Genomic DNA, 23,387 nt, shown 5'->3' on the forward strand with positions numbered 1-23,387 from the left:
CTCAGTGACAACTTGCAATTTAAAGGACATCGAATAGTCCTTCTGTGTACGCTTAACGTACTGTGAATGATTGATTTCTTTCATAACGCTACTTTTTGTGTAACGCTATTTCAGGACGAGACATTATTAAAAAATAAAAAAGCCATCCGTAAACGAATGGCTTTCTATTTTTTATACTGCAAATTCAGTGACAGCCTGTTTCATTTGCTCGTACTGTTCTTCCATGCTTTGCAGGAGTTTGTACTGGGCGCGTGTCCGGATCAGGTTATGCTCGGGCGATTTTACTTTGTAGTAATTGTCGCCGTCGATATAATCCATCAGGAAACGAAGAACCTGCTCGTAGGTGATGTATTTGGCCGAGAAAGCAAGGTATTCCCGTTCTTTTTCAGTAAGGAACGAAGCTGCTTCTTCGAGGTAACCTTTGGCAAAAGCCTTGTAAATTTCAAGGTCCATCGACACATTGTCAAGGTTTACATCGTCTTCCAAACCGGTGTTGGTATAGAAACGCATCGCATCGCCAAAATCATTCAAAACGGTGCTGCTTAAAACGGTATCGAGGTCGATAACACAAAGCACATCTCCTTTTTTGTTAAAAAGAATATTGTTGATTTTTGTATCGTTGTGGCTGATTCGAGTCGGAATGGTTCCGTCTTCCACCATTTTCCAGAAATTCAACATTTCTTCCTTGCGGTCTTCAATCCAGGAGATTTCTTCTGCTACCTGGGCTTTTCTTCCCACCGGGTCTTTGCTTAATACTTCGTCCCACTGTTTAAAGCGGTAGCGAATGTCATGAAATCCCGGAAGAATATTTACCAGCGGTTCTTTCAGATCGGCCACCAGCGACTGGAATTTACCAATCCCTTTTCCACCTGCGTAGGCAAGTTCGGGTGTTTCTGCAGCCTCGTAAGCAATGGTATCATCAATAAACATGCAAACCGCCCAATACTCTTCTTCGCTGTCGAGATAATACAATTTCCCGTCTGTAGCCGGAATAATGGTCATGGCTTCCCGCATGGGATCGCCGCCAGCTTGTTCCACTTTCTTTTTAATGTGTAAACAAACTTTCTGAATGTTGTCCATCATCGCCGGAATAGGCGAGAAGATGTTTTTATTCTTACGCTGAAGAATGTAGTTAGGTGCATCGCCAACGGTTTCAATGATGAAAGTGTCGTTGATAAAACCTTCTCCAAGTGGTTTTACTTCGCGAATTTCTCCTTCCAGTTCGAAATTCCGCGCAATTGCGGTTAGGTCATAATTCATTAATGATATCTTTTATTGATTTATCGTTGTAACTTTTTTATTACCAAAGTTTTTCGGGGTAGTCTCCGGCTTCAATTAAGCGGTTGATTTTGGCCACCACCAGCGGTTTGTCTTCTTTATAGGTAACACCAAACCATGGTGAATCGGCTTCCAATACTTTAACGCTGCATTCTCCGTCGCTGATCATATCAAACACTACCGACGGAATAAACATTTCCGATTTTGGTTTTGAAATTTCAGTTTTCAGGAAATTCACAAATCGTCCTTCCAGCGTATTGAAAACAGAGGGTTTAAATCCCCAGATGTTCATCGAAGCGCTTTCTTTTCCGGTAAGCGGTTTTTCCGAACCATCTTCTTCTACCGAGTAGGCAGCATCTCCTTTTTTGAAGATTTTTGTTGTTTCTACAATTTTCTGAAGATTGTTATCGGCATCCACTTCGCAAATACCACGTGAAACTGATCCGTGATCAGACAAGGTGTTATTTAACTGGTAGCCCACCATCGAATATTCCGAATCGTTTGTTGACGAAGTCAGGAAGTCGGCCATTACTTTATAGGCATTCTTTCCGTAAAAATCGTCGGCATTCAGTGCGCAAAACGGTTCTTTAACTACATCTCTTGCTACTAAAATGGCATGTGCGGTTCCCCAGGGTTTTTCCCTGCCTTCGGGTAAGGTGAAACCTTCGGGCAGCATGTCCAATTCCTGGTACACATAATCGACTTCGATTTTGCCTTTCAGTTTTTCATTAAACTTTTCTTTAAAGGCATCGGCAAAACTTTCCCTGATGATAAACACTACTTTGCCAAAGCCGGCACGAATAGCATCATAAATCGTGTAATCGATAATTGCTTCACCATTGGGTCCTACAGGCTCAACCTGTTTAAGACCTCCAAAACGACTGCCCATTCCGGCAGCAAGAATTAAAAGCGTTGGTTTCATTTTTATTTTTATATAAGTAATTCATTATCTTTTTTCGCCATCTGTTTTAGCTTCTGTACGAGTTAAAATCGAAAGGGATTTCGCAGATATGAATAACACACCACGAAAAAATAAAAAGTTCTTCAAACTAAAAAATATTTCGCACAATGATTTTAAAAAAATTAAAAAGAATTGTCTTTGTTGCGCTAATATTTACAAATGAGGACTCTGTTTGATTTTTTTGTATTCTCAATTTGCTGTTATTCTTTGTACCAGCTTGCGTACATACTATATGCGTTTGCAATCCTGTTTACCTCGCCGTGCAAGAGTTCCGGACTGATGTCTTTTACCTTTTTTGCCGGAATACCAGCATAAACGCTGCCCGATTCCACAATGGTACCCTTGGTGACCACCGAGCCCGCAGCTACAATCGAGTTGCTTTCGATCACTGCGTTGTCGAGAACAACAGCATTCATCCCAATCATAATGTCGTCGTGCAAGGTGCATCCGTGTATAATCGCTCCATGCGCAATGGTGACATTATTGCCGATATTGGTCGGCGATTTTTGATAGGTAGCGTGTATCGTTGCGTTATCCTGGATATTGGTGTTGTTCCCAATTTTTATGGAGTGAACGTCGCCCCGTAAAACTGCATTGTACCATATGCTACAATTATCGCCTATTTCTACGTCTCCAATTATGGTGGCTGTTTCTGCTAAAAAACAGTCCTTCCCAAACTTTGGATTTTTTCCGTTTAGTCCTTTAATTAATGCCATTATCTGTATTGAATTTAAATAGAATGCAAAAATACGAAAACCCTAAAACTATCGCATATGTCATCATTAACTTGTTAAATAATGATTACATTTGTTTGTATTTAAATAGTCGACCATCAGCAAAATCGGTTCTGAAATTATGATTTATTAGTTTTGGAGTCGTTTTTTTTATGATATGACTGAAAGTAGGAGTAGAAAGTGTATAATTGAAAATGGTGTGGTTTGCTGGTGGTGTCATTTGATACAAGAGGTGTTAAAAAAGAGATTTGAAGACATCCGAAACATTAGTAAATTGAGCTGGATATAGAACTAAAAATAAAGAATATGCAAAGGCTGTCATTCAAAATAGCCGCTATTTTAATCAGCTTCGTGATATTCTGATACCTTAAATCAAAAGCAATTTTATTAACGATGAAAGAGACGAAAGTAATTGAACTGGAGGAAGTTGCGATACGGTTCTCGGGGGATTCCGGAGACGGGATGCAGCTAACGGGAACCTTGTTCTCAGATGCTACAGCGCTTCTTGGAAATGATATTTCAACCTTTCCCGACTATCCGTCGGAAATTCGTGCACCGCAGGGAACTGTTGGCGGTGTTTCCGGATTTCAGGTACAGTTTGGGCACAAACAAATAAATACACCGGGCGATTATGCTCATGTGCTGGTGGCCATGAATCCGGCTGCTATTAAAGCAAATGCCCGTTTTATGATGCCGGGTGCAACCATTATTTATGATTCGGATTCCTTTACCGAAAAGAATCTGACCAAGGCGAATTTTAAAACCGACGATCCTTTCACCGAACTTGGTTTGGAAGATTATTTTAAAATCGCCGTTCCGATTACTACGTTAACCCAGGAGGGATTGAAGGAATTCGGGTTGGATAACAAGAGTGTACTCCGAAGCAAGAACATGTTTGCTTTAGGTTTGGTTTGCTGGATGTTTAATCGTCCGCTTGAGTTTGTCGACGAATTTATTCGTTCCAAGTTCAAGAAAAAACCCGTAGTGGTAGAGTCGAACATCAAGGTATTGCACGACGGGTACAACTACGGCATGAACATGCAACACATGACACCTACTTACCTGGTGCATCCTGCAGAAATTGAAAACGGAACTTACCGTAATATAAATGGTAACCATGCAACAGCATGGGGCTTGCTGGCTGCCGCTGAACGTTCAGGACTGGAATTGTTTCTGGGGTCTTATCCGATCACTCCGGCCACTGATATTCTTTCTGCTTTATCAGAGAGAAAAGACCTGGGCGTAAAAACATTTCAGGCTGAAGATGAAATTGCAGGAATTGCTTCGGCGATCGGTGCTGCATTTGCCGGCGATTTAGCGGTTACTACAACATCCGGTCCCGGATTGGCGCTAAAATCGGAAGCTATCGGTTTGGCAGTTATGGCTGAACTGCCACTCGTGATTGTGAATGTTCAGCGTGGTGGCCCGTCGACCGGATTACCCACAAAAACTGAACAGTCGGATCTTTTGCAGGCATTATACGGACGTAACGGCGAAAGCCCGGTAGTGGTCCTCGCGGCAAGTACGCCTTCTGATTGTTTCTACTATGCTTATATGGCGTCTAAAATAGCTTTGGAACGCATGGTTCCGGTTATTCTTTTAACCGATGGATTTTTGGGGAACGGAAGTGAGCCCTGGAGGATCCCGTCGATGGCAGAATTGCCTGCAATTACTCCCCGTGTGGCAAAAGATGCTGAAACATTCAAACCTTACAGCAGAGATAAAGATACCCTGGCACGCGATTGGGCTTTCCCCGGAATGAAGGGATTTGAACACCGCATTGGAGGCTTGGAGAAAAATATTACGGGAACAGTTAGTCACGATCCTGAAAATCACCAGGTAAATACCGAGATTCGTGAGGAAAAAGTTCAGCGCGTGGTGGATTTGGTTCCCGATCTTGAAGTTTGCGGTGATGAAGAAGGCGAAATTTTGGTTGTAGGCTGGGGCGGTACATATGGTCACCTGATCAGCACTGTGCGTCAGTTGCGTTTGGAGGGTAAGGATGTGAGCCTGGCTCATTTCAACTACATCAAACCGCTTCCTAAAAATACAAAAGACGTTTTCAGCCGTTTCAAAAAGATTATCGTTTGCGAACTAAACCTGGGGCAGTTTGCCGGTTATTTGCGCGATAAAATGCCCGGATTCAACTATTTCCAGGCAAACAAGGTGAAGGGCTTGCCATTTACAGTGAGTGAGCTGAAAGAGAGTATCAACAAATTGCTGGAGGATTAATCATGACTGATTTGAAATATACGATAAAAGATTTTAAAAGCGATAATGAGATACGCTGGTGTGCCGGATGTGGCGACTTTGCCATCATAAATGCAGTGCAACGTACAATGGCAGGCATGGGCATTCCTCGTGAAAAGTTTGCCGTAATCTCGGGAATTGGTTGTTCTTCACGTTTTCCGTATTACATGAGTACCTATGGTTTTCACACGATTCACGGACGTGCCACTGCAGTTGCTTCGGGTGTTAAAGCTGCCAATCCTGAACTGAATGTTTGGGTAATTACCGGCGATGGTGACTCAATGGCTATTGGCGGAAACCACTTTATTCATATGATTCGCCGAAATTTCGATCTTAACGTGGTTGTTTTCAATAACCGAATTTACGGGTTGACCAAAGGACAATATTCGCCTACTTCTGACCGTGGTTTCGTGAGTAAAACTTCACCTTTCGGAACTGTTGAAGATCCGTTTATCCCGGGACAGCTGGTATTGGGTGCACGTGGTACTTTCTTTGCCCGTTCCATTGATGGAAACCTGAAACTCAGTCAGTCGGTTTTGGAGGGTGCAGCACAACACAAGGGAACTTCGGTTGTGGAAGTACTGCAAAACTGTGTGATTTTTAACAATGGAATTCACGCTGCCATTACCGATCCGAATTATCGTGCCGATCGTCAGTTGGTTCTGGAGCATGGCAAACCAATGCTGTTTGGTGAGGAAAACGATAAAGGATTGATTTTCGACAAAGGCAAATTGAAGGTGGTAAAAATAGGTGAGAACGGCGTGACAGAATCAGATATCCTGGTTCATGATGCATACGAAGAAGATCCTACTTTGCACCTGGCTTTGATTAATATGAAGTTGCCGGATTTCCCTGTAGCTTTTGGAATCATTCGTAGCGTTACTGCTCCTGTTTACGATGCCGAGATGGAAGCCCAGATCAAACAGGTTCAGCAAACACGCAGAATCAAAAACGTGGATGAATTGCTTCGTTCAGGAAATACCTGGGAAGTAACCGGAAATGGAAACGGGAAAGGTTCTTCTCCCAAATGTCCGTAAAAAAGTTTTAAATGATTATAGAAGGCTCTGTCGGTTGGCAGGGCCTTTTTTCTTATCTTTTGGGAAGAAAATTAGATAACAATTAGACAGTTTTTGCTATGAATTATGTTTTTATTGCCCAAAGTATTGATGGATTTATTGCCGACAAAAACGGAGGTATTGAATGGCTGAACAGTATTCCTAACCCTGATCAGATTGATATGGGATATAAAGCTTTTATGGAAAGGATAGATGCCATTGTGATGGGACGTGCAACTTTTGAAACTGTTCTCGGATTTGACATGCCCTGGCCCTACGAAAAGTTCGTTTTTGTATTGAGTAGTTCGCTAAAAACGATTCCGGAGGAATTACGTGGAAAAGTTGAATTACTGGCTGGTACTCCGGATGAAATTTGCAATGTTCTGCAAGAAAAAGGTTACGAAAATCTGTACATCGACGGAGGAAAAACGATTCAGCGTTTTCTGGCCGATGATTTAATTGATGAAATGATTATTACCACCATACCTGTTGTTTTAGGTGGAGGTATTCCTTTGTTTGGAGAGCTTCCGGATCAGCTGGAGTTTACTCGGCTGAAAACGGAGGTTTACCTCGATGAAGTGGTTCAGACCAGGTATGTCAGAAAGTAAAAGCCATTCCGATCCCCATTTGTTCGCCGTTGTAATAGGGAACTATCGTTCCCGCACTATTGTCGTTGCTTTTAAAAAGTGTTTTTCGAATAAACGGATGAACCCAATAGGCAATCTTTGTGCTGAAAATTCCTATTCCGGCACCGGTGGCGATATCGGTCAGCCAATGACGGTTATTGTACATCCGGAAGAAGCCGGTGCCCGCAGCAATTGTATAACCGGCAATGCCGTACCAAAGCGATACGTCTTTGTATTCCTGGTACAAAAATTCGGCTCCCATAAAAGCAGTGGCCGTGTGGCCCGAGGGAAATGAATTGCGCGAAGACTCATCGGGGCGAAGGTTGTTGGTGCTGCTTTTTAAGATGTTCACACTGGTTCCCATCAACAGGTAGGCTGTCGCAAGAATAGTAGTACGGTCTCTAAAATTGTTTTTCCCTTTTACGCCGGCGAAGTTTAAGGCATAAACCGAAACAAAGGGAGCATATTGAGAAAAATCATCCACAGTTAGTCTTTCATCGATGTGTTCGGTTAGTTCTTCGCGTACTTCAGAATTCATATTTTTAATAAAGTGGCTTTCCATTCCGACAATTCCAAATGTTATGAGAGCAGAAGGGAGAACTACAGCAGCAGGTTTGAATTTTAAATCGCGGGTTGTATTTAGCGAGTCAGGCCGGCTGGTATTTGTCCGCGCTACAAGATGTGTGGAAATGAAAAGTAAAAAGAGTAGTGTGCTTTTCACCATTTTGAAGTGTTAATTTGTAATCAACATTAAAACTCAATACTACTCATTTTGCTTTTTAAAATGAAATATTGGATTGATTACCTGATGTTTATTGAATGATGCCACGTTGGTAGGTTTCCAAAGCCCGCTTGCGTGCAAAGGAGTGTTCGACCATTGGCAGTGGATAGTTGAACGTTTCCAGTTCCGGAATCCAGTGTTTTATGTAACTTAATTTCGGATCGAATTTCTTTTGCTGTTCCGAAGGATTAAAAACGCGGAAGTAGGGTGCGGCATCGCAGCCGGTACCTGCTGCCCACTGCCAGTTGCCGTTGTTCGACGACAATTCGTAGTCGAGTAATTTTTTGGCGAAGTACGTTTCTCCCCAGCGCCAGTCGATCAGCAAATGCTTGCACAAAAAACTTGCGGTAACCATTCGAACACGGTTGTGCATGTAGCCTGTTTGGTTTAATTCGCGCATGCCGGCATCCACCATCGGATAACCGGTGTCACCCGCGCACCAGCGTTCAAATTCTTTTTCGTTATTGCGCCATTGGATGCCATCGTATTTCGAACGAAAATTCTGGTGGACAACTTTCGGGTAATGAAAAAGGATCTGCATAAAAAACTCCCGCCAGATAAGCTCGTTCAAAAATACCGGAAATTCGTCGGCGACTTTGCGGACGATTTCACGAATGCTAACAGTACCAAAACGAAGATGGACACTTAAGTTTGATGTGCCTTCCAGTGCCGGTAAATTACGGGTTTGCTCATAATTTTCGAGTACCGAAAAATTCACGTCTTTTACCGTAATGGAGCTTTCAGAAAATCCTAAAGCATTTAGTGAAGGAAAACCGAAGTTGGTCTTTTCGAAGTTCGCCCATTCTGTTTTTGGCAACAACGGCAAACCTTCTGTAGTAAAGTGCTGCAGCCATTTGTTTTTATATGGCGTAAAAACGGTATAACATTCTCCATCAGGTTTCATTACTTCGCTTTCTTCGAAAATAACCTGGTCTTTAAACGGGAACACGGAGATGTTCTGCGATGACAATAAATTAGTTACTTGTTCATCGCGCCGAATGGCATAGGGTTCGTAATCCTTGTTAAAGTAAACTTCCTTTACCTGAAATTGCTGAATCACTTCTTCCCAGACTTCTGATGGATTCCCTTGTTTGATAAGCAGACCCGATCCGATTTCTTTGAGTTGGGCATTTATTTTTTGCAACTGCGCGTAAATAAAAGTTAGCCTTGCGTCATCTTTGGGGAGCTCTTCCAGAATGTTGCTATCGAAAATAAAAAGCGGGATTACTTTTAATTTCCCTGCCAGCGCTTTTATGAGGGCTGTATTGTCCTCTAACCGAAGATCTCTTCTAAACCAGAAAACAGCGTTCATTTTTCTAATTATTAGCCAGGATATAAGCGTTTAAAGAGCTTGCCAGTAACAACCAAACAAAATACGGAACCACAAATACCGATTTCCAGTTTAATCCACCCATGTATTTAAACAAGAAAAATCCGATCAGTAGAGTGAGCGCCACAATAATGATCAATGCAGATAAAACGAAGTGAAAGTAAAAAAATACGGGCGACCAGCTTATGTTTAAGACCAGTTGCAGCACAAACAAAGCAATCAGCATCGATTTATTGGCTTCGTGCTTCCATAAAAAGGCCATAAAAACCGAAAAGCAAATCATAATGCTTGTCCAGGCCGCTCCAAACACCCAGCCCGGAGGAGTCCACGGGGCTTTGTTCAGATTTTGATACCAATCCGATCCCGGACCGTTATACATAAGGTAACTGCCCAAACCCAGGGCTGAAAAGTTTATAATCAGAAAAATACCTGCGATTACCAAAAGGTTGATTGATGCTATTTTTTGCATGACTTGTTAGTTTATTTGAATTATTACAAGAAAGGTTACAATTTTATTTTTGTTATAAATAACAGGGAATCGATTATTTTGTTTATTTTATTTCAAATAAAGATAAACAAAAATTACAAGGCTTCCAACGCTTCCCGATAATCGAATTGAAGATCTTCGTGTAAACCTGAAATTGCTTTTTGAATGCGTTTCACCTGGTTGATGTAGAGATTGAAGACTACGCGGTTGGCTTTGTAGTTGATTTTCGAATCTTTCATTTTTTGGCAGAAGTACAGCAACAGTTCAATTTCGGTTTCCTTTTGGGCTGAATACCGGATGTACTTATTGGTTGTTTTTAAAACTTTACGAAGCGTTTTTTTGGCCAGGTAGTAGCTGCTGCGGTTCATGCTGCGAAATTCGAGATCTACTTCCAGTTTTACCTGCCTGATGTATTCGGCTTCATTATCGGCTTCAAACAAGAGGTAACTCAGCAGCTCCTTGTTTTCTTTCTTAAACCTCGACAGTCGGAGAATAATTTCCTGTAAAGCCTCGGGAGGAAGGTTTTTTAATTCTTTTCGGATATGACTGACGGATGCTGTTTCCATAATCAAAACAAAGAAAATCAATAAAAACCGTTCCTCAAAGGTGGAGGCAGTTATCCTTTCAATTATTTCGTGTCCTTCTTCAAAATCAGTGAATTTTATTCTGAATCAGGCATTTCGATCTGCAAACCAACTGCCAACGACACCGTTTGTCCGCTTTTTTGCAATAATCACGGTGAATGAAGTTTGCAGGATATAATATGCCGTTTGTAGTCTTTCTATAGTCGGTTGCTGAATTAAGTGGCGCGGCATCAGAGTGTTGCATAAATTTGGATCAATGAAACATTTAAACAGAAACATCATGAAAGCAAAACTGGTTCTTTTCGCAATTTGTGTCGCCCTCCTTGGAATGAATGTAAATGCAAAAATTAAGGATGGAAAGGCAATGACCGGAAATTCATTAAGTGAGTTTGGGCAATATACCATAACACACTCTGAATCTCCAATCGTATACAACAATCAAGTTCTTGAAACCTATGATCTGAACTACGAGAATACCGCTAATCCTGTTAGAATTGGCGTATTGAAGGAAAAGAAATGTAAAACCTTTATTGTTCGTAACGACGAGTTTGAAATTCAATATACTTGTACGAACGGTGTTTTCGGAGTTAAGAAAATTGAAAAACGTTTCCAGGAAATTCCAAAAGAAGAAATGGAAATGAAACTAAACAGGGTAGGCTACTATGCTCAGCGGGTTATTTGTCAGAATCTTAAATCGACCGACGATTACCTGGGACTGATTGCATGCTACTTCCCTGATCTGGTAAATGACGAATATTCTGCCAGTTTTTAAAGAGACTTAAACAGCGCAATTTTTTTCATAGAAGTATGAAATGACAGGAACCCCGCCAGAGGGCGGGGTTTTTTATGGGAACAAAATGTGTAACAGATAGAACAGAGTGAGAGAACTCTTTCGTGGGGAGAACCCTGTGCCTTAAAGCACAGGGTTTTTAATTATCGCGCATTTACCTGTTAACAGAATGAGCTTTATCAAGTGTGGGTTATCAATAAACTTTTATCTTTATTCAGTGAATATAGGGTGACGAAGGATTTTCAAAACAAACAAAAACCGGAGCAACCAATGAACAAGTTGTTGTACGATACTCGATTTTGGTATAGAGGAAGCCGGCATTTGCTGTTCTTTCTTTCCATGGTGCTGTTGTTTTCGTTTGTACTTCGCATGCAGCATTCGCATGAATCTTATTTCAATTTGTTAAAAGTTACCCTGATAAATGCACTGTTCTTTTTTTCTTACGCCTACATTACCATTTTTCTTTTGATTCCGGAATACCTGCTGAAGCGTAAGGTGTTGTATTTCATGCTGTTTTTTGCATTGGTTGGCATTGCACTGTCGGCGCTTAAACTGGTGGTATCGGAGACCATTTTTTATGCATCTATCTCTCCCGGAGCTGTTCCTGAATCGGGGATGATGAACCTGAGGTTTATTGTGATGAATGCCAAAGACATGACTTTCATTGTGGCGGTTCTGAGTATTGCCAAGTATGTGAAAGATTACCTTTTTGCCGAACGCCTGCGCAAAGAACTGGAGGAAGAGGGAAAGCAGGCGCAGCAAAAACTAATGCAGTCGCAGTTCGATCCGCATTTCCTGTTTAATACCATCAATAATTTATACGCGCTCTCGCTTTTGAATCCTGAGAAAACAAAGGAAGTGATTCACCGCATCAAATTAGTGTTGAAATATATAATCGATGAAAGCCAGAAAGATTCTGTTGCACTGAACGATGAAATTACTTTGATCGAAAACTATATTCAGCTCGAAAAACTTCGGTACGGAAAAAGGTTGAAAGTGGCCTTGAAAACGGATGGCAATATAGACGACCTTCGTATTCCTCCAATGGTACTGTTCTTGTTGGTCGAAAATTGCTTTAAACATGGTAGCAGTCTCGATGCTGGAGTTCCGTGGATTGAGATTACCGTAAGAGCGGAAGGGAACAACGTTTTGCTGATGACCGAAAACAGTAAACCCAAAGCCATTAGCGACTTTGAAATGAACAGCAGGGCCGGGCACGGATTAAAAAGCCTGGAAAAACGACTTACCTTGTTGTACCGAAAAGAAGGGTACAATTTGGATATTCACAGTGAAGATCGATTGTTTCGTGTAAAATTGGAATTGAAAAAGAACCTTGAAATCAATCTTAGCACATATCGATAAGAAAGAGGTGTTGCTTCATGCACTTTTTTGGCTGATCTGGATTGCTGCCTTTGTAGTCATCCAGAGTTTGGGCCAACGGGCACACGAATACTTTGTGTGGTTGATGTATTATCTGATCACGCTTCCCGTATTTATGGGACATACCTATCTGATTGCTTACTGGCTGGTTCCCCGGTTTTTCTTCAAACCAAAATATGTCTCGTTTGTCATTCTTGTATTTACTCTCCTGGTTCTTTTTTCAGTGATCGAACTGTTGGTCAGTAATAACCTTGTGTTTAAAGTTTTCGATCCGTCAAAAGTATTTTCACCGGGGTATTTGAATCTCAAAAATATTTTGATCAGCGGTTTGGGGAATCATTACATCATTTTTGTTTTCCTCGCGATAAAGGTTGGACGCTCGTGGTACCTTTCAGAAATTAGGAAAGAAGAGCTGTTGATATCAAAAACCGAAACAGAACTGGAGATCTATCAATATCAGTTGCAACCCAAATTGGTTTATTCGCTGATCGATGAGGTGGAAAAGGTGATTACCGAAGACTCCCAAAAAGCGCCAGACCTGATTATAAAATTGTCGGGATTTTTAAACCGCTTTCTGTTTGAAGGAAAGGAGGGGATGATTCCCCTGCAGCTGGAAGTGAAAATGATGGAGGAGTTTATGGAGATTCACCGGTTTGCATTAAGCGAGCGGCTAAAAATAAATTTTGTAGTCAACGGAAACCTGAAACCCTTTGTGGTGCCTCCTCTTTTGTTGCTTCCGTTTCTCAACGATTCGTTAAAAATTGTTTATGAATGTAACAATTTCTTCGAAACAACAGTCCTTATAAAAGCGGAACGTAAATACCTGTTGTTTTCTTTCACCATTTGGAGCGAAGACAGTTTTTGTGTGACAGGTAATGACAACATGGAGATTACAAAGCGCCGATTGAATTATCGCTTCCGGGGCAAACATCGCCTGATTGAGAACATTGACGACAATTTCAGGGAGATAAGTCTCGAGATTTATTTTTGATATCTGTAACAATTTGCAAGAATAACTACTTATTAAGTAACAGAAAACAGAAAAACAAAAGCTATTCATTACAACCATGAAAACGAAATGCCTCATTGTCGATGATGAGCCTCTCGCGCGGGACTTAGTGCGAAGCCACATCGAGAAACTCGAAAATTTTGAGATTGTAGCTGAATGCGGCGATGCCATGAAAGCGCTTCGCGAACTCCACAATCACAATGTCGATCTAATGTTTATGGATATTCAAATGCCGCAGATTACCGGCATTGAGTTCCTGAGAACCCTCAAAAATCCTCCGAAGGTAATTATTACTACCGCCTATCGCGAGTATGCAGTCGATGGCTTTGAACTTGATGTAGTCGATTTCCTGTTAAAGCCCATCACTTTTGAACGCTTTCTGAAATCGATCAACAAATATTACCAGGTTAACCTCGACGATAATCAAAATGTAAAGCCAGTGTCGGTAAATACAACTACCGAAGAGGCTTATATTTATGTGAAGGAAAACAAGAAGGTAGTAAAAGTACATCTGAACGAAATTTTGTATGTGGAAGGCTTGAGCGAATATGTTCAGATTTACACCGATAGCCGCAAAATTATTACCAAGTGCAGCATGAATCACATGTCGGAAAAACTTCCGGATACCAGTTTTATGCGTATCCATAAATCCTACATTGTTTCACTGGGGCGTATTGAGGCTTTTACCTCGAGCAGTGTTGAAGTTCCGGGGAAGGAACTTCCGATTGGGAGAAGCTACAAAAATTCGGTAATTGAAGCCTTGCAGGTTCAGGGGTAAACCTTGTTCGTATTGGCATTTTCAAATATATTCCAGAGTCTCAGAATGCCGGAGTCTGCCGGATGAAGCGCTTTGATGGGGGAGAGATCAAGAATCTCTGCCCTTCGTTGATTTACGGCTGACAGATTTATGCCAGGCGATACGCTTAAGGGCGTTTGTGTGGCCACCAGTGCGAGAACGGTTTTGAGTGTGGTCGCTTGCACCCGGATGCTATGTTTCGAGAATTTTGCCGGATGAAGGTGAATGTATCGGTTTTCTTGTTCGCCCATTTTAATCAGCCAGTCCGAGCCATCCGACAAGCGGATTTTCTTCCATTCCGAACCTCCCATCCATTGTGAAAACGACTCAAAGCTTATACGATTTTGGCTTGTAAAGAATTCCTTGCATTCGCTGCAAATTTCCGTTATATCCAGCTTCCCGAGGTAAAAATCGGTGAGGTTGTTTCCGATCGGGAGTAATTTCTCTTTGATCGTTTCCGGCGTATTCCAGTTTCTTATTTCCCCGAGCAGAAAGCGAAAATGATGCTTGTAAGGATTAAAAGTTATCGGTTCCGGAATTTCGCTTTGCATTTCGATTGCTTTAAAAACAATTCAATAAATTTACACAAAACACGAAAATGGCTCTTTTACCAATTCATAAATATTTTATTCTGAATGGAGAGCTGATACCAAATGATCAGTTCAAACCGGATGAAAATGCAGGAGGTATTTACGAAGTGATTCGGATGATCAGTGGAAAACCACTTTTCCTGGAAGAACATTTGGCCCGGTTTAATCGCTCGGCCGGGATTGCCGGTCGTAAGATCAGGTATTCAGAAGCGGAAATCAGCGATTTTTTACAGCAGTTGATTCAGAAAAATGAGATGACCGACGGAAATGTTTTGGTTTCGTGTAAAGTGAATCTGAAAGCTTTTTTTATTGCGCATTCCTATCCAGGCGAGTTGCAATATCGGTTGGGAGTTGAATGCGGACTTTTGCATGCAGAGCGGGAAAATCCGAATGCCAAGGTTTTTCAGACCTCGGTGAGGGAACAGGCTAATCAACTGATTGCAGAAAAAGGCTATTACGAAGTTTTGCTGGTCGATCACAACGAAAACATTACCGAAGGTAGCCGAAGCAATACCTTTTTTGTGCAGGGAAATCAGTTGCTTACTTCGCCTTCAGATAAGGTTTTATTGGGTGTTACAAGACAGAAAGTGATAGAATGTGCCATGGATTTGGGCATCGAAATCAGGGAACGTGAAATTCCGCTTGCTCAATTAAATGAATGCGATGCGGTTTTTATTACGGGCACTTCGCCCAACATTCTTCCGATATCTAAAATCGAAAACTGGGATTTTAATGTGCAAAATCCCTTGTTGCGAAGTCTGATGAAACATTTCGACTTTCTGATCGAAAACTATCTTCAGCATCATTAAAAACAGCTGAGATTATCCAAAAAGCAATTCCGAAAATTCCCGCAAAGGCCGCAGTTTTGCTTTTTTAAAATACTGGCGGGCTTTGCCTGAAAACTACTTTTTAAATAATCTCAGCCTATGGTTTTATTACAACCGATCTTTTAAAATGGCTTCCACCATCTGGAAGTCAATGTCGCGTTGCTCGCCCAGCTTTAAGCCGCTTTCCTTGAAACGCAGGCTGATTTTACCGATGGTTTCCTCCGGAACATCGTATTCTGGCAGGGTAGTGGGTAAGCCCAACGATTCAAAGAAGCCAACTGTTTTGGCAATTGCTGCATTTATTTTTTCATCGTCGGTACCTTCCGTAATTCCCCAAATTCGTTCGCCGTACTGAAGGATCTTCTCTTTTTTGTTCTCTCTTTTCAGGCTCATCATTCCCGGCAAAACAATGGCCAGTGTTCGTGCATGATCGATGCCGTGGAAAGCGGTTAGTTCGTGGCCGATCAGGTGGGTACCCCAATCTTGCGGAACACCGGCAGCAATTAAGCCATTCAGAGCCAGTGTGGCACACCACATAAAGTTGGCAGCAGCCTCGTAATCGGTTCGGTTGGCCAGCACTTTCGGACCTTCCTCAATCAGCGTGGTAAGAATGGATTCGGCCAGTCGATCCTGCAACGGAGCATTTACATTAAAGGTAAGGTATTGTTCCATTACATGGACAAAGGCATCCACTACGCCATTGGCTACCTGACGATCGGGTAGGGTAAATACACATTCCGGATCAAGAATCGAGAATTGCGGCATCACCAACGGAGAAGCAAATGCTTTTTTCTCCAGAGTGGCTGCCCGTGTTATTACGCCGGTTCCGTTCATTTCCGAACCTGTGGCCGGAAGTGTAAGTACGGCTCCCAGTGGTATGGCAGCGTTTACCGGCGAAGTGGCGGGTTTATCCAGAATGTCCCACGGATCGTTGCCTTCGAACATAATAGCGGCCGCAATAAATTTTGTGCCGTCGAGTACCGAGCCGCCTCCTACCGAAAGCAAAAAGTCAACCTTCTCTCTTTTGGCCAGCTCCACCGCTTTCATACAGGTTTCGTAATGAGGATTGGGTTCAATTCCGCCAAATTCCAGCAACTCGACATCCTTTAAGGCATTTTTTACCTGGTCGTAAACTCCGGTTTGTTTGATACTTCCGCCACCGTATGTCATTAAAACCTTTTTATTTTTAGGGATTTCATTCGCAACATTGGGAATGGTTCCTTTTCCGAAAATAATTTTTACAGGATTTTTGTATTCAAAATTGTACATGACTTTTATTTTTGAAGTTTAGTTTCTTCTCGATTAAACGTAAAGATAGTGTTTCAAAGTTTTAAATTTTTACACGGAAAATCAAAAAAACCGGAAACGGATTTTCGGCAATTGATACCCGGCTACAGCGACGATGAAATCATCCGGATTCTGAAGAGGAGGACCTATTACATTCCTGAGGCTTCCAGGTTGGCTATTGATGAAGCCATTAAACGGGGTATTATACATTCGGAGCAGGATTTGTTTTCGGATGAATACAAAGTGGAGGAATTGTCGTTTAGCTGGTTCCCGCACATTCGTGATCTTTTTACACGGGCGAAGATCCGAAAAAGCATTGCCCGAAGTTTGGTGATCGCCGGTGTGATCCCGCTGGTTTTCGGAATGATGCAGATGAACCGTGGGCTGCGCGAAGAGGGGAGCCTGGTTCTTGCGTTTGGTCTTGTTTGGATGTTTTTTTCAGCTCAGCTTAACCGAAATTACCACAAAGTATTTGTGTTGATTCTTCTGGTCTGCGATATCGCGGGCACTGCTTTTCTGTTTTTCCGTCTTCTCCGGCCACCGGCAAAACCTTTTCTTGATTTCTTTATTACCGGTGCTGTCTTTGTCCTGATTACCTACGGCCTGATTTACCTGATGTTGATGCGACTTCACGAATAGTAAAACCTGGTGTTAACCCTTTCCAGCCTCTGTTTGTCCCCGATTTTCAATCATTCGTCGAAATAAAAATGCATATATGTAGGTATTGCTTTAGTTTTGATGCTGTAACAATTTAAGCCATGAAGATTTTATCATCCGTTTTATTTCTTTTCCTCGTTTTAACCGTGTCTGTTTCGGCACAGGAAGACAGCGACTGGAGTTCGAAAGATTACCCGGTAAAAGATTTTTCAAGGATATATCTGAAAGGTGGTTTCAAGGTCTACCTGATTCAGGATTCGAAAGCCGGTTTAACCATAAAAACGCGCGACGAGGAGGTGTTGGATAAGATAGATGTTGACAAGCGGGGCGATGAGCTTCGGATTGAAGTAACCCGCGATTATCTTCCTTACGAACGAATACGTTTATACATCACTTTTAACGATTTGCATGAACTTAAAATGGATGGCGGGTTGAATGTTTACTCTGAAGGTTACCTCGATCTTAACGATTTTTTGTTGCATATGCAGGGAGGCGCTAAAGTTGATCTGCGGATGAAGGCCGACGAAGTGGAAGTGATTGGTGAAGGAGGCGTAATGATCGACCTGAACGGTGTGGCCCAAAGTCTTTCGGTTGAACTGTCGGGGGCCGGACATGTGGATGCCGGGGAGTTGCAGACAAAACATGTTGATTTCGAAATCGAGGGCGTTGGGACGGGTAACGTTTACGCCACAGAAACGCTTAATGCCAAAATTGAAGGCGTGGGGAAAATACGTTACAAAGGCGAACCGAGGGTAATTCAAAGCATCGAAGGGCTTGGTTCGGTATCAAAAGACTAGAGGAAATTTACAATACAACAACCGGTATTCATAGGCCGGTTATTCTTAGGTTTGGTTTAGGTTTTATTAAAGGCTGCTATTGAGCAGCCTTTCTATTTTTACAGGAATGCAAACCCGCTTAGCCGTTGGTTTGATTGAAATATATTCATTTAGTGTATTGTCCGAATTTCAATACTCTTTCCCTGGAACATCACTTTATCGCCGGCTTTTTTCCCGGCCAGTGCTTTTCCTACAGGCGAAACAGGGGAAAGGCAGAAGACAGTTTCATCGCCGGTTTCAATTTTTCCGAAAGCGATAGATATGAAATAAGTACCCAGGTTGGTTTTTACCAAACTCCCAAATTCAACGGTGCTGAAATTCCGGTTAAGATCGATTCTGGAAAGACTGGCTTTCTGGTTTTCGATTAGCGACAGCTGCGCCTGGGTTTTCTCCATTTCCATTTGCACCATTGCCCGGCCGGTTTCGTACTTATCGCCAACACTGCTCTTGGTTTCGTTATCGCGCGATTCTTTTGCCCCGCTGATCGCCTTGGTCAGAAGCATAATTTTTTCCTGAATAACTTCATTTAGTTTTTCGATAATCAGCGGCTTTATGTTTTTAGATTGAACCATCAGGTGCTTTTTTGTCGTTATTTTTCAAATTCAATTTTATACGTTTCACTCCTTAAGGCAACTCAGGTTATTTATTTTTTATCGTATAGATCTTCTTGCTTTAGTTTTGAGATTTGGAGCGTACTTCAGCAGTATTTATAAAATCGGGCTTCGTTGGGTAAAGTGGCTATTTTTCTGTTTTTAGATGTATCCCAATAGTCTGTTGGCGAAAAATACTCACCAAAAGCATAAGGTAATTCTTCTTCTTCCAATTGATTTAGCATTTGCTTATACCATTCTTTGTATTTCTTATCGGTTCCTTTGCAGGTTTCAAGAAAAGTTGTGTGTTCCCTTTCAAAGCAATTGGTTAGCTCCGTTATTGAATAATTTATTTCAGTGTTGATTTCTTCCTCTAAAAATGACGAAATCCAGTTAGAAATAATTGCTTTGTCTTTTTCGGTAACGAATGAACATCTCCACGACATTCCTGATGGAGATACGCATGGCACCACTCGTAATTTTTCATAACCTCTTTTGTGTAATTCCCGTGCGACAAAGAGTGCTTTCTGCATATTTATCCTATAGTAATTTTTCTCTGTCTCAACTCTTGGGGCATTGTTTGTGCCTGTTTCGTTTAAATACCTTCCGAGTTTATGGCAAAGGTTTTCTATTTCCCGATATTTTGCAAGGCTATTTATCCAGCGCCCGGGAATATCACTGAATCCATATAACAAACCTGCAAGTCCTCCTGTTACTGCAGCAGTTGTATCGGTGTCATCTCCCAGGTTGACGGCTTTTAATACCGCATCTTTGTAACTGTCGGTTGTCATTAAACACCAAATACTAGCTTCAAGTGTGTGTACAACATAACCGTCACTATAGATTCTTTCTTCGTTTACCCCGAAAATTTCATTTTCAAGAAGCCGATGATAAATTTGAATTTCATCTCTGCTGATTGATAGAGTATTAAGAAAATCCGGTAACTCAGTTTGTAAAATCTTATAAATTTCAAATTTGTCTTTGCCTTGTAAAATATGGCGCGCAAATTCGAGATAATAAAAACAGGCTGTTATTGATCGAATGTGTCCGTGTGTAATGGAGGAGACTTGCCGGGTTAATTCAAAGCGCTCTGTTGTCGGTTTGTCAGAGCAATAAAACAACAGAGGTAAAATTCTCATCAGAGAACCATTGCCATTTGAATTTGCTTCGAAATTACCTGCATTTTCTGCGCGTTTTCCTTTGGCAAGCCTATCGATGGCTTGTCGGGTACCAATCCCAATATCGAATACAGTGCCTCCGGGAGTCCAATGGTTCTGATAGAGCCATTCCACAAAATTCTTTCCGATTACTTCTGTGTCAAATTGTTGAGTTAAAGCTTCTGCCAGACAGAAAGTTAGTGAACTGTCATCAGACCAGGTGCCTGCCGGTAGGTTGTAGGTGCCGTAACCAATCATGTCAGTTACTGGATTTTCGCTAATGGTTTTTCTACTTTTAAACTCAACAGGAACGCCTAAGGCATCGCCAACCGCAACGCCAAAAAGCGCCGATTTTATCTTGTAAGTTAAATCATTACTATCGCCTGAATTATCTCTTTTATTTGTCTGTCGATTCATTGTTCTTTTGAAGATAGTGTCGATATTTTATTGGTCAGAGTGCCCGTATTGAGTAAATAAAGGATTACCATGCCGCTTAAACAGGCAATTAAGCCATCGCCAATATTATTTAAATACAAACCAACCAGAAGCGGCATGCCTGCACAAACGGCTGTTAATGCAGCAATCTGCCATTTTCGGCTTGAAGCCTGTATCGAAAACAAATGGGTAAATTCGGTATAAATCCTATTCTTCAATTTCATGCTCATTATTTCCTACTTGCAGATATGGCACACAATTGTAACCTTTCACATCAGTAAAGTTAAACTGTTGCCTTCAAAGTTGCATCTTTTTTCAGGAAAGGCACAATATTATTGGCGATTACCTGGTGTATTTGTAAAATATGCCCCGGAAATTAACGGTTTGACGTTCAGCAAAAATCTGCTGCTTTTGGGGGAGAATGAAAAGTAGGGCTTGTCTTTTCACATTGAAAATATGCACCTAATCGTAAAGTAAGCAGGGGCCAGAATCAGGACGTGATGCGTAGTTCAGTGTCAGGAAATAAAGGTTAATTCCGTAAACCCGAGGTGATGCATCACTTCACGAAGTATCAGAATAATGGCAACATCATCGCGGGTAATTTCGGCATTTAGCAAGGAAGCGGGGGCGCCCATGATTACGCGTGCGTAGCTGCTAAAAAGGTCTTCTGTTGTTTGGCGGGAATAATGAAGATCGCTTAACCCGTTTTTGCTGAAAATCCCGACGACCTTATTATCAGAAGTAAAAAGCGTGTCGTTGGCTTCAAACAACTCGTTATGACGCATGATTTCGTCTTCAATAAAGTTAATCGCGTGATCAATTTCTGCTTCGTTGGGTATGAGATGTTTAAAGAAAGTCTCGGCTACTGTCCGGTAACCCAGATTCAGCGTGATTCTCCTTTCAGCCTGGGTGGCATTTATTAACTGAAAGCTTAACACCTCGTTTTCAAATTTTATCTGATATTTCATTGTAATCAATACGAATATTAATCTTTCAGAAAAAAACTGTTTGCAGTACTTAACCAAAGCTAAGCCTGCAAACAGCGTATCAAAATTGCAAATATTGTGGCTTACAAGGCAGCTTTTACGGTGTCGGCCAATGGTGTGGTGGGCCTTCCAATCAGCTTCGAAAGCTGTTTTGAATCGTCAAACAAATCGTTTTTAGAGGCCGATACATCCCAGCTGGCAATTGCATCGGCGTAAAATTCAGGAAGCCCGACGCTTTTTAGTATTTCGGCGTACTCGCTTTCCGCGAGGTTGTTGTACGGTATGTTTTTGCCGCTTTGTTTTGTGATTTCTGCGGCCAGGTCGTTTAAGGTATAACTTTCGTCGCCCGCCAACTCCAATAGCTCTCCTTTGTAGGTTTCGTTGGTTAATACAACGGCAGCTGCTTCGGCAAAGTCGGCACGTGAAGCTGAAGAGATTTTACCATCGCCGGCACTGCCCACAAATGCACCTGCACCCAGAGCTCCCGGTATCGATCCGGTGTAATTTTCGGTGTACCATCCGTTACGCAGAATGGTATGGTCTACGCCCGAATTTTTCAATGCTGCTTCGGTTGCCCGGTGTTCGCCGGCCAAACTTAGCGACGAAGTGTCGGCGTGTAACAGACTGGTATAAACAATCCAGCTGACACCGGCTTTTTTCGCAGCCTCAATTACATTGCTGTGTTGGCGTTCGCGTTTCCCGATCTCGTTGGCTGAAATCAGCAGCAAACGATCAATTCCTTTCAATGCACCAACCAGTTGTTCGGGTTGGTCGTAATCAAAGGCGCGTGCTTCAATGCCCAGTTCCGCTGCTTTTTCGGGCGAGCGCACAAGGGCTACAATATTTTCTGAGTTCGTTTTTGCTTTTAGTTGTTCAACAACAAGTTGTCCCAATTGTCCTGTTGCTCCTGTTATTCCTATTTTCATTTTTCTAATTTTAATTGTTTATACTTGAAATAATTGTTTTCGTTTCTTGCCGATTCCAGAAGATTAAATCCTGCTAAAATCTGTGCCATTTGCGTGAAATCATCTTATCCGATTTTCACCGATGTCATGGTTAACGAGCCGCCAATGGGTTCGTCGTTAAAGATGTTTATTTCGTCTTTTTTGTCGTGTAACCCCAGTGCATAAAGTAGCGGCAAATAATGTTCGGGTGTTGGGATTGCCAGTGTAAAGGCCGAACCCAATTTTGAATAATTGATCAACTGCTGGTGATCTCCGTTCAGGATCAATTCTTTCATTTTGTTGTTTGCCTCGTTGGCCCAGTCGAAGCCAAAATTCTCATTCATTTTTCCCCAGTGTATCATGCGTAAATTGTGCACAATATTTCCGCTGCCCACCACTAAAATACCTTTTTCGCGTAATTGGCTCAGCTCCTGTGCCAGGGCATAATGTTCCTGCGGCGATTTCCGGTAGTCGAGGCTCAACTGAATCACCGGAATGTCGGCATCGGGGTACATGTGTCGGATCACCGACCAGGCACCATGATCCAAACCCCATTTATCGTCTAAATGTACTTCTGTGGAATGAACCAGATCCTGTGTTGCTCTGGCCAGTTCAGGGCTACCCGGTGCCGGGTATTCAATTTCGTAAAGCGCCTTGGGGAAACCACCAAAATCGTGAATGGTTGGCGGGTGGGCCATGGCCGTTACCCGCGTTCCCTGTGTTTCCCAGTGCGCCGACACGACCACGATTGCCTTGGGTTTTTCAATTTCGGAAGAAATTTTTCGGAAGCCCTGTACAAATTCGTTTTCTTCAATGGCATTCATCGGACTCCCGTGCCCCAGAAAAAGCACCGGCATTTTAGGCGTGTTTTCCAGCGAATCTGCTATTTTATGTAATGCATTTAATTTCATTCCTGCAAAAGTTAGCGGCACGGTGGCCATTACTGTTTGAATAAATTGTTTTCTTTCCATCTCAGCTTTTGAATTTGATATCCGGTCTCCTGGTTCCTCCTCGGTT

Annotated in this window: 25 protein-coding genes; 10 read left to right on the forward strand and 15 right to left on the reverse strand. The window is 42.1% G+C overall.

Annotated features, from left to right (window positions below):
• Nucleotides 1–171 precede the first annotated feature (171 nt).
• From MR764_RS13200 to MR764_RS13210, 3 genes are all read right to left on the reverse strand, one after another.
• The gene (locus tag MR764_RS13200; RefSeq protein WP_247979897.1) at nucleotides 172–1,260 is read right to left on the reverse strand and encodes an aminoglycoside phosphotransferase family protein; all 1,089 of its coding nucleotides are present in this window, start codon (nucleotides 1,258–1,260) and stop codon (nucleotides 172–174) included.
• A 40-nt stretch (nucleotides 1,261–1,300) separates the two neighbouring features.
• A complete protein-coding gene (locus MR764_RS13205) occupies nucleotides 1,301–2,200 on the reverse strand; it encodes a sugar phosphate nucleotidyltransferase (RefSeq protein WP_247979898.1) in 900 nt (299 codons plus the stop codon).
• Nucleotides 2,201–2,439: 239 nt separating this feature from the next.
• Nucleotides 2,440–2,955 carry a gamma carbonic anhydrase family protein gene (locus MR764_RS13210; RefSeq protein ID WP_247979899.1) on the reverse strand — a complete coding sequence of 172 codons (516 nt, stop codon included), beginning with the start codon at nucleotides 2,953–2,955 and terminating at the stop codon, nucleotides 2,440–2,442.
• 411 nt (nucleotides 2,956–3,366) lie between these two features.
• Here MR764_RS13210 and MR764_RS13215 point away from each other — a divergent pair, with 411 nt between their 5' ends.
• The 3 genes from MR764_RS13215 (at nucleotide 3,367) to MR764_RS13225 (ending at nucleotide 6,886) form a co-directional block, all read left to right on the forward strand.
• The gene (locus MR764_RS13215; RefSeq protein ID WP_247979900.1) at nucleotides 3,367–5,205 is read left to right on the forward strand and encodes a 2-oxoacid:acceptor oxidoreductase subunit alpha; all 1,839 of its coding nucleotides are present in this window, start codon (nucleotides 3,367–3,369) and stop codon (nucleotides 5,203–5,205) included.
• 2 nt (nucleotides 5,206–5,207) lie between these two features.
• Nucleotides 5,208–6,260: a 2-oxoacid:ferredoxin oxidoreductase subunit beta gene (locus tag MR764_RS13220; RefSeq protein ID WP_247979901.1), complete on the forward strand. Its 1,053-nt coding sequence runs from the start codon at nucleotides 5,208–5,210 to the stop codon at nucleotides 6,258–6,260.
• 98 nt (nucleotides 6,261–6,358) lie between these two features.
• Nucleotides 6,359–6,886: a dihydrofolate reductase family protein gene (locus MR764_RS13225; protein WP_247979902.1), complete on the forward strand. Its 528-nt coding sequence runs from the start codon at nucleotides 6,359–6,361 to the stop codon at nucleotides 6,884–6,886.
• Here the strand turns inward: MR764_RS13225 and MR764_RS13230 are convergent.
• The 4 genes from MR764_RS13230 to MR764_RS13245 all read right to left on the reverse strand — a co-directional run bounded on the left by MR764_RS13230 (nucleotide 6,876) and on the right by MR764_RS13245 (nucleotide 10,068).
• Complete coding sequence (locus MR764_RS13230; RefSeq protein ID WP_247979903.1) at nucleotides 6,876–7,442, reverse strand: phosphatase PAP2 family protein; 567 nt, start codon at nucleotides 7,440–7,442, stop codon at nucleotides 6,876–6,878. The two genes, MR764_RS13225 and MR764_RS13230, sit on opposite strands and share 11 nt — an antisense overlap.
• 274 nt (nucleotides 7,443–7,716) lie before the next feature.
• Nucleotides 7,717–8,997 carry a deoxyribodipyrimidine photo-lyase gene (locus MR764_RS13235; RefSeq protein ID WP_247979904.1) on the reverse strand — a complete coding sequence of 427 codons (1,281 nt, stop codon included), beginning with the start codon at nucleotides 8,995–8,997 and terminating at the stop codon, nucleotides 7,717–7,719.
• A gap of 4 nt (nucleotides 8,998–9,001) precedes the next feature.
• Nucleotides 9,002–9,484: a TspO/MBR family protein gene (locus MR764_RS13240; protein ID WP_247979905.1), complete on the reverse strand. Its 483-nt coding sequence runs from the start codon at nucleotides 9,482–9,484 to the stop codon at nucleotides 9,002–9,004.
• Nucleotides 9,485–9,597: 113 nt separating this feature from the next.
• The gene (locus MR764_RS13245) at nucleotides 9,598–10,068 is read right to left on the reverse strand and encodes a hypothetical protein (RefSeq protein ID WP_247979906.1); all 471 of its coding nucleotides are present in this window, start codon (nucleotides 10,066–10,068) and stop codon (nucleotides 9,598–9,600) included.
• Between the two features lie 298 nt (nucleotides 10,069–10,366).
• Between MR764_RS13245 and MR764_RS13250 the strand changes: the two genes are divergently transcribed.
• The 4 genes from MR764_RS13250 to MR764_RS13265 all read left to right on the forward strand — a co-directional run bounded on the left by MR764_RS13250 (nucleotide 10,367) and on the right by MR764_RS13265 (nucleotide 14,043).
• Nucleotides 10,367–10,858 (forward strand): hypothetical protein, encoded by a 492-nt coding sequence (locus MR764_RS13250; RefSeq protein WP_247979907.1) that lies wholly within the window; start codon nucleotides 10,367–10,369, stop codon nucleotides 10,856–10,858.
• Nucleotides 10,859–11,146: 288 nt separating this feature from the next.
• Nucleotides 11,147–12,238, forward strand: coding sequence for a histidine kinase (locus MR764_RS13255; RefSeq protein WP_247979908.1), 1,092 nt, complete (start codon nucleotides 11,147–11,149; stop codon nucleotides 12,236–12,238).
• The gene (locus tag MR764_RS13260; RefSeq protein ID WP_247979909.1) at nucleotides 12,210–13,247 is read left to right on the forward strand and encodes a histidine kinase; all 1,038 of its coding nucleotides are present in this window, start codon (nucleotides 12,210–12,212) and stop codon (nucleotides 13,245–13,247) included. Before MR764_RS13255 ends, MR764_RS13260 begins: the two co-directional genes overlap by 29 nt.
• A 76-nt stretch (nucleotides 13,248–13,323) precedes the next feature.
• Entirely contained in the window at nucleotides 13,324–14,043 is a 720-nt protein-coding gene (locus MR764_RS13265; RefSeq protein ID WP_247979910.1) for a response regulator transcription factor, read from the forward strand.
• On the opposite strand, the gene MR764_RS13270 is transcribed toward MR764_RS13265, so the two are convergent.
• On the reverse strand, nucleotides 14,034–14,612 hold the full coding sequence (locus MR764_RS13270; protein WP_247979911.1) for a hypothetical protein: 579 nt from the start codon (nucleotides 14,610–14,612) through the stop codon (nucleotides 14,034–14,036). The two genes, MR764_RS13265 and MR764_RS13270, sit on opposite strands and share 10 nt — an antisense overlap.
• Before the next feature lie 47 nt (nucleotides 14,613–14,659).
• Between MR764_RS13270 and MR764_RS13275 the strand changes: the two genes are divergently transcribed.
• A complete protein-coding gene (locus tag MR764_RS13275; protein ID WP_247979912.1) occupies nucleotides 14,660–15,460 on the forward strand; it encodes an aminotransferase class IV in 801 nt (266 codons plus the stop codon).
• Between the two features lie 126 nt (nucleotides 15,461–15,586).
• On the opposite strand, the gene MR764_RS13280 is transcribed toward MR764_RS13275, so the two are convergent.
• Entirely contained in the window at nucleotides 15,587–16,747 is a 1,161-nt protein-coding gene (locus MR764_RS13280) for an iron-containing alcohol dehydrogenase (RefSeq protein WP_247979913.1), read from the reverse strand.
• A 48-nt stretch (nucleotides 16,748–16,795) separates the two neighbouring features.
• Here MR764_RS13280 and MR764_RS13285 point away from each other — a divergent pair, with 48 nt between their 5' ends.
• A complete protein-coding gene (locus tag MR764_RS13285) occupies nucleotides 16,796–17,404 on the forward strand; it encodes a hypothetical protein (protein ID WP_247979914.1) in 609 nt (202 codons plus the stop codon).
• Nucleotides 17,405–17,523: 119 nt separating this feature from the next.
• Nucleotides 17,524–18,219, forward strand: a complete 696-nt coding sequence (locus MR764_RS13290; RefSeq protein ID WP_247979915.1) for a head GIN domain-containing protein — start codon at nucleotides 17,524–17,526, stop codon at nucleotides 18,217–18,219.
• 149 nt (nucleotides 18,220–18,368) lie between these two features.
• On the opposite strand, the gene MR764_RS13295 is transcribed toward MR764_RS13290, so the two are convergent.
• The 6 genes from MR764_RS13295 to ygiD form a co-directional block, all read right to left on the reverse strand.
• Nucleotides 18,369–18,830 (reverse strand): GreA/GreB family elongation factor, encoded by a 462-nt coding sequence (locus MR764_RS13295; protein ID WP_247979916.1) that lies wholly within the window; start codon nucleotides 18,828–18,830, stop codon nucleotides 18,369–18,371.
• Nucleotides 18,831–18,955: 125 nt separating this feature from the next.
• Nucleotides 18,956–20,422, reverse strand: coding sequence for an ADP-ribosylglycohydrolase family protein (locus tag MR764_RS13300; protein ID WP_247979917.1), 1,467 nt, complete (start codon nucleotides 20,420–20,422; stop codon nucleotides 18,956–18,958).
• A complete protein-coding gene (locus tag MR764_RS13305; protein WP_247979918.1) occupies nucleotides 20,419–20,664 on the reverse strand; it encodes a hypothetical protein in 246 nt (81 codons plus the stop codon). The genes MR764_RS13300 and MR764_RS13305 overlap by 4 nt, the downstream gene beginning before the upstream one ends.
• 291 nt (nucleotides 20,665–20,955) lie before the next feature.
• Complete coding sequence (locus MR764_RS13310) at nucleotides 20,956–21,408, reverse strand: hypothetical protein (RefSeq protein WP_247979919.1); 453 nt, start codon at nucleotides 21,406–21,408, stop codon at nucleotides 20,956–20,958.
• 101 nt (nucleotides 21,409–21,509) lie between these two features.
• Complete coding sequence (locus tag MR764_RS13315) at nucleotides 21,510–22,352, reverse strand: SDR family oxidoreductase (protein WP_247979920.1); 843 nt, start codon at nucleotides 22,350–22,352, stop codon at nucleotides 21,510–21,512.
• Between the two features lie 104 nt (nucleotides 22,353–22,456).
• Entirely contained in the window at nucleotides 22,457–23,341 is an 885-nt protein-coding gene (gene ygiD, locus MR764_RS13320) for a 4,5-DOPA dioxygenase extradiol (RefSeq protein WP_247979921.1), read from the reverse strand.
• Nucleotides 23,342–23,387: the final 46 nt, after the last annotated feature.

The sequence above is a fragment of the Maribellus sp. YY47 genome (assembly GCF_023111095.1).
Taxonomy (GTDB): Bacteria; Bacteroidota; Bacteroidia; order Bacteroidales; family Prolixibacteraceae; genus Draconibacterium.

What these genes read in the sequence shown, in the direction of transcription:
- MR764_RS13205 (WP_247979898.1), bottom strand. Translation starts at nt 2,200, where the DNA reads ATGAAACCAACGCTTTTAATTCTTGCTGCCGGAATGGGCAGTCGTTTT.
- MR764_RS13235 (WP_247979904.1), bottom strand. Translation starts at nt 8,997, where the DNA reads ATGAACGCTGTTTTCTGGTTTAGAAGAGATCTTCGGTTAGAGGACAAT.
- MR764_RS13240 (WP_247979905.1), bottom strand. Translation starts at nt 9,484, where the DNA reads ATGCAAAAAATAGCATCAATCAACCTTTTGGTAATCGCAGGTATTTTT.
- MR764_RS13255 (WP_247979908.1), top strand. Translation starts at nt 11,147, where the DNA reads ATGAACAAGTTGTTGTACGATACTCGATTTTGGTATAGAGGAAGCCGG.
- MR764_RS13230 (WP_247979903.1), bottom strand. Translation starts at nt 7,442, where the DNA reads ATGAATTCTGAAGTACGCGAAGAACTAACCGAACACATCGATGAAAGA.
- MR764_RS13200 (WP_247979897.1), bottom strand. Translation starts at nt 1,260, where the DNA reads ATGAATTATGACCTAACCGCAATTGCGCGGAATTTCGAACTGGAAGGA.
- MR764_RS13295 (WP_247979916.1), bottom strand. Translation starts at nt 18,830, where the DNA reads ATGGTTCAATCTAAAAACATAAAGCCGCTGATTATCGAAAAACTAAAT.
- MR764_RS13290 (WP_247979915.1), top strand. Translation starts at nt 17,524, where the DNA reads ATGAAGATTTTATCATCCGTTTTATTTCTTTTCCTCGTTTTAACCGTG.
- MR764_RS13300 (WP_247979917.1), bottom strand. Translation starts at nt 20,422, where the DNA reads ATGAATCGACAGACAAATAAAAGAGATAATTCAGGCGATAGTAATGAT.
- MR764_RS13265 (WP_247979910.1), top strand. Translation starts at nt 13,324, where the DNA reads ATGAAAACGAAATGCCTCATTGTCGATGATGAGCCTCTCGCGCGGGAC.
- MR764_RS13275 (WP_247979912.1), top strand. Translation starts at nt 14,660, where the DNA reads ATGGCTCTTTTACCAATTCATAAATATTTTATTCTGAATGGAGAGCTG.
- MR764_RS13280 (WP_247979913.1), bottom strand. Translation starts at nt 16,747, where the DNA reads ATGTACAATTTTGAATACAAAAATCCTGTAAAAATTATTTTCGGAAAA.
- MR764_RS13315 (WP_247979920.1), bottom strand. Translation starts at nt 22,352, where the DNA reads ATGAAAATAGGAATAACAGGAGCAACAGGACAATTGGGACAACTTGTT.
- MR764_RS13245 (WP_247979906.1), bottom strand. Translation starts at nt 10,068, where the DNA reads ATGGAAACAGCATCCGTCAGTCATATCCGAAAAGAATTAAAAAACCTT.
- MR764_RS13250 (WP_247979907.1), top strand. Translation starts at nt 10,367, where the DNA reads ATGAAAGCAAAACTGGTTCTTTTCGCAATTTGTGTCGCCCTCCTTGGA.
- MR764_RS13215 (WP_247979900.1), top strand. Translation starts at nt 3,367, where the DNA reads ATGAAAGAGACGAAAGTAATTGAACTGGAGGAAGTTGCGATACGGTTC.
- MR764_RS13210 (WP_247979899.1), bottom strand. Translation starts at nt 2,955, where the DNA reads ATGGCATTAATTAAAGGACTAAACGGAAAAAATCCAAAGTTTGGGAAG.
- MR764_RS13220 (WP_247979901.1), top strand. Translation starts at nt 5,208, where the DNA reads ATGACTGATTTGAAATATACGATAAAAGATTTTAAAAGCGATAATGAG.
- MR764_RS13305 (WP_247979918.1), bottom strand. Translation starts at nt 20,664, where the DNA reads ATGAAATTGAAGAATAGGATTTATACCGAATTTACCCATTTGTTTTCG.
- MR764_RS13310 (WP_247979919.1), bottom strand. Translation starts at nt 21,408, where the DNA reads ATGAAATATCAGATAAAATTTGAAAACGAGGTGTTAAGCTTTCAGTTA.
- ygiD (WP_247979921.1), bottom strand. Translation starts at nt 23,341, where the DNA reads ATGGAAAGAAAACAATTTATTCAAACAGTAATGGCCACCGTGCCGCTA.
- MR764_RS13270 (WP_247979911.1), bottom strand. Translation starts at nt 14,612, where the DNA reads ATGCAAAGCGAAATTCCGGAACCGATAACTTTTAATCCTTACAAGCAT.
- MR764_RS13225 (WP_247979902.1), top strand. Translation starts at nt 6,359, where the DNA reads ATGAATTATGTTTTTATTGCCCAAAGTATTGATGGATTTATTGCCGAC.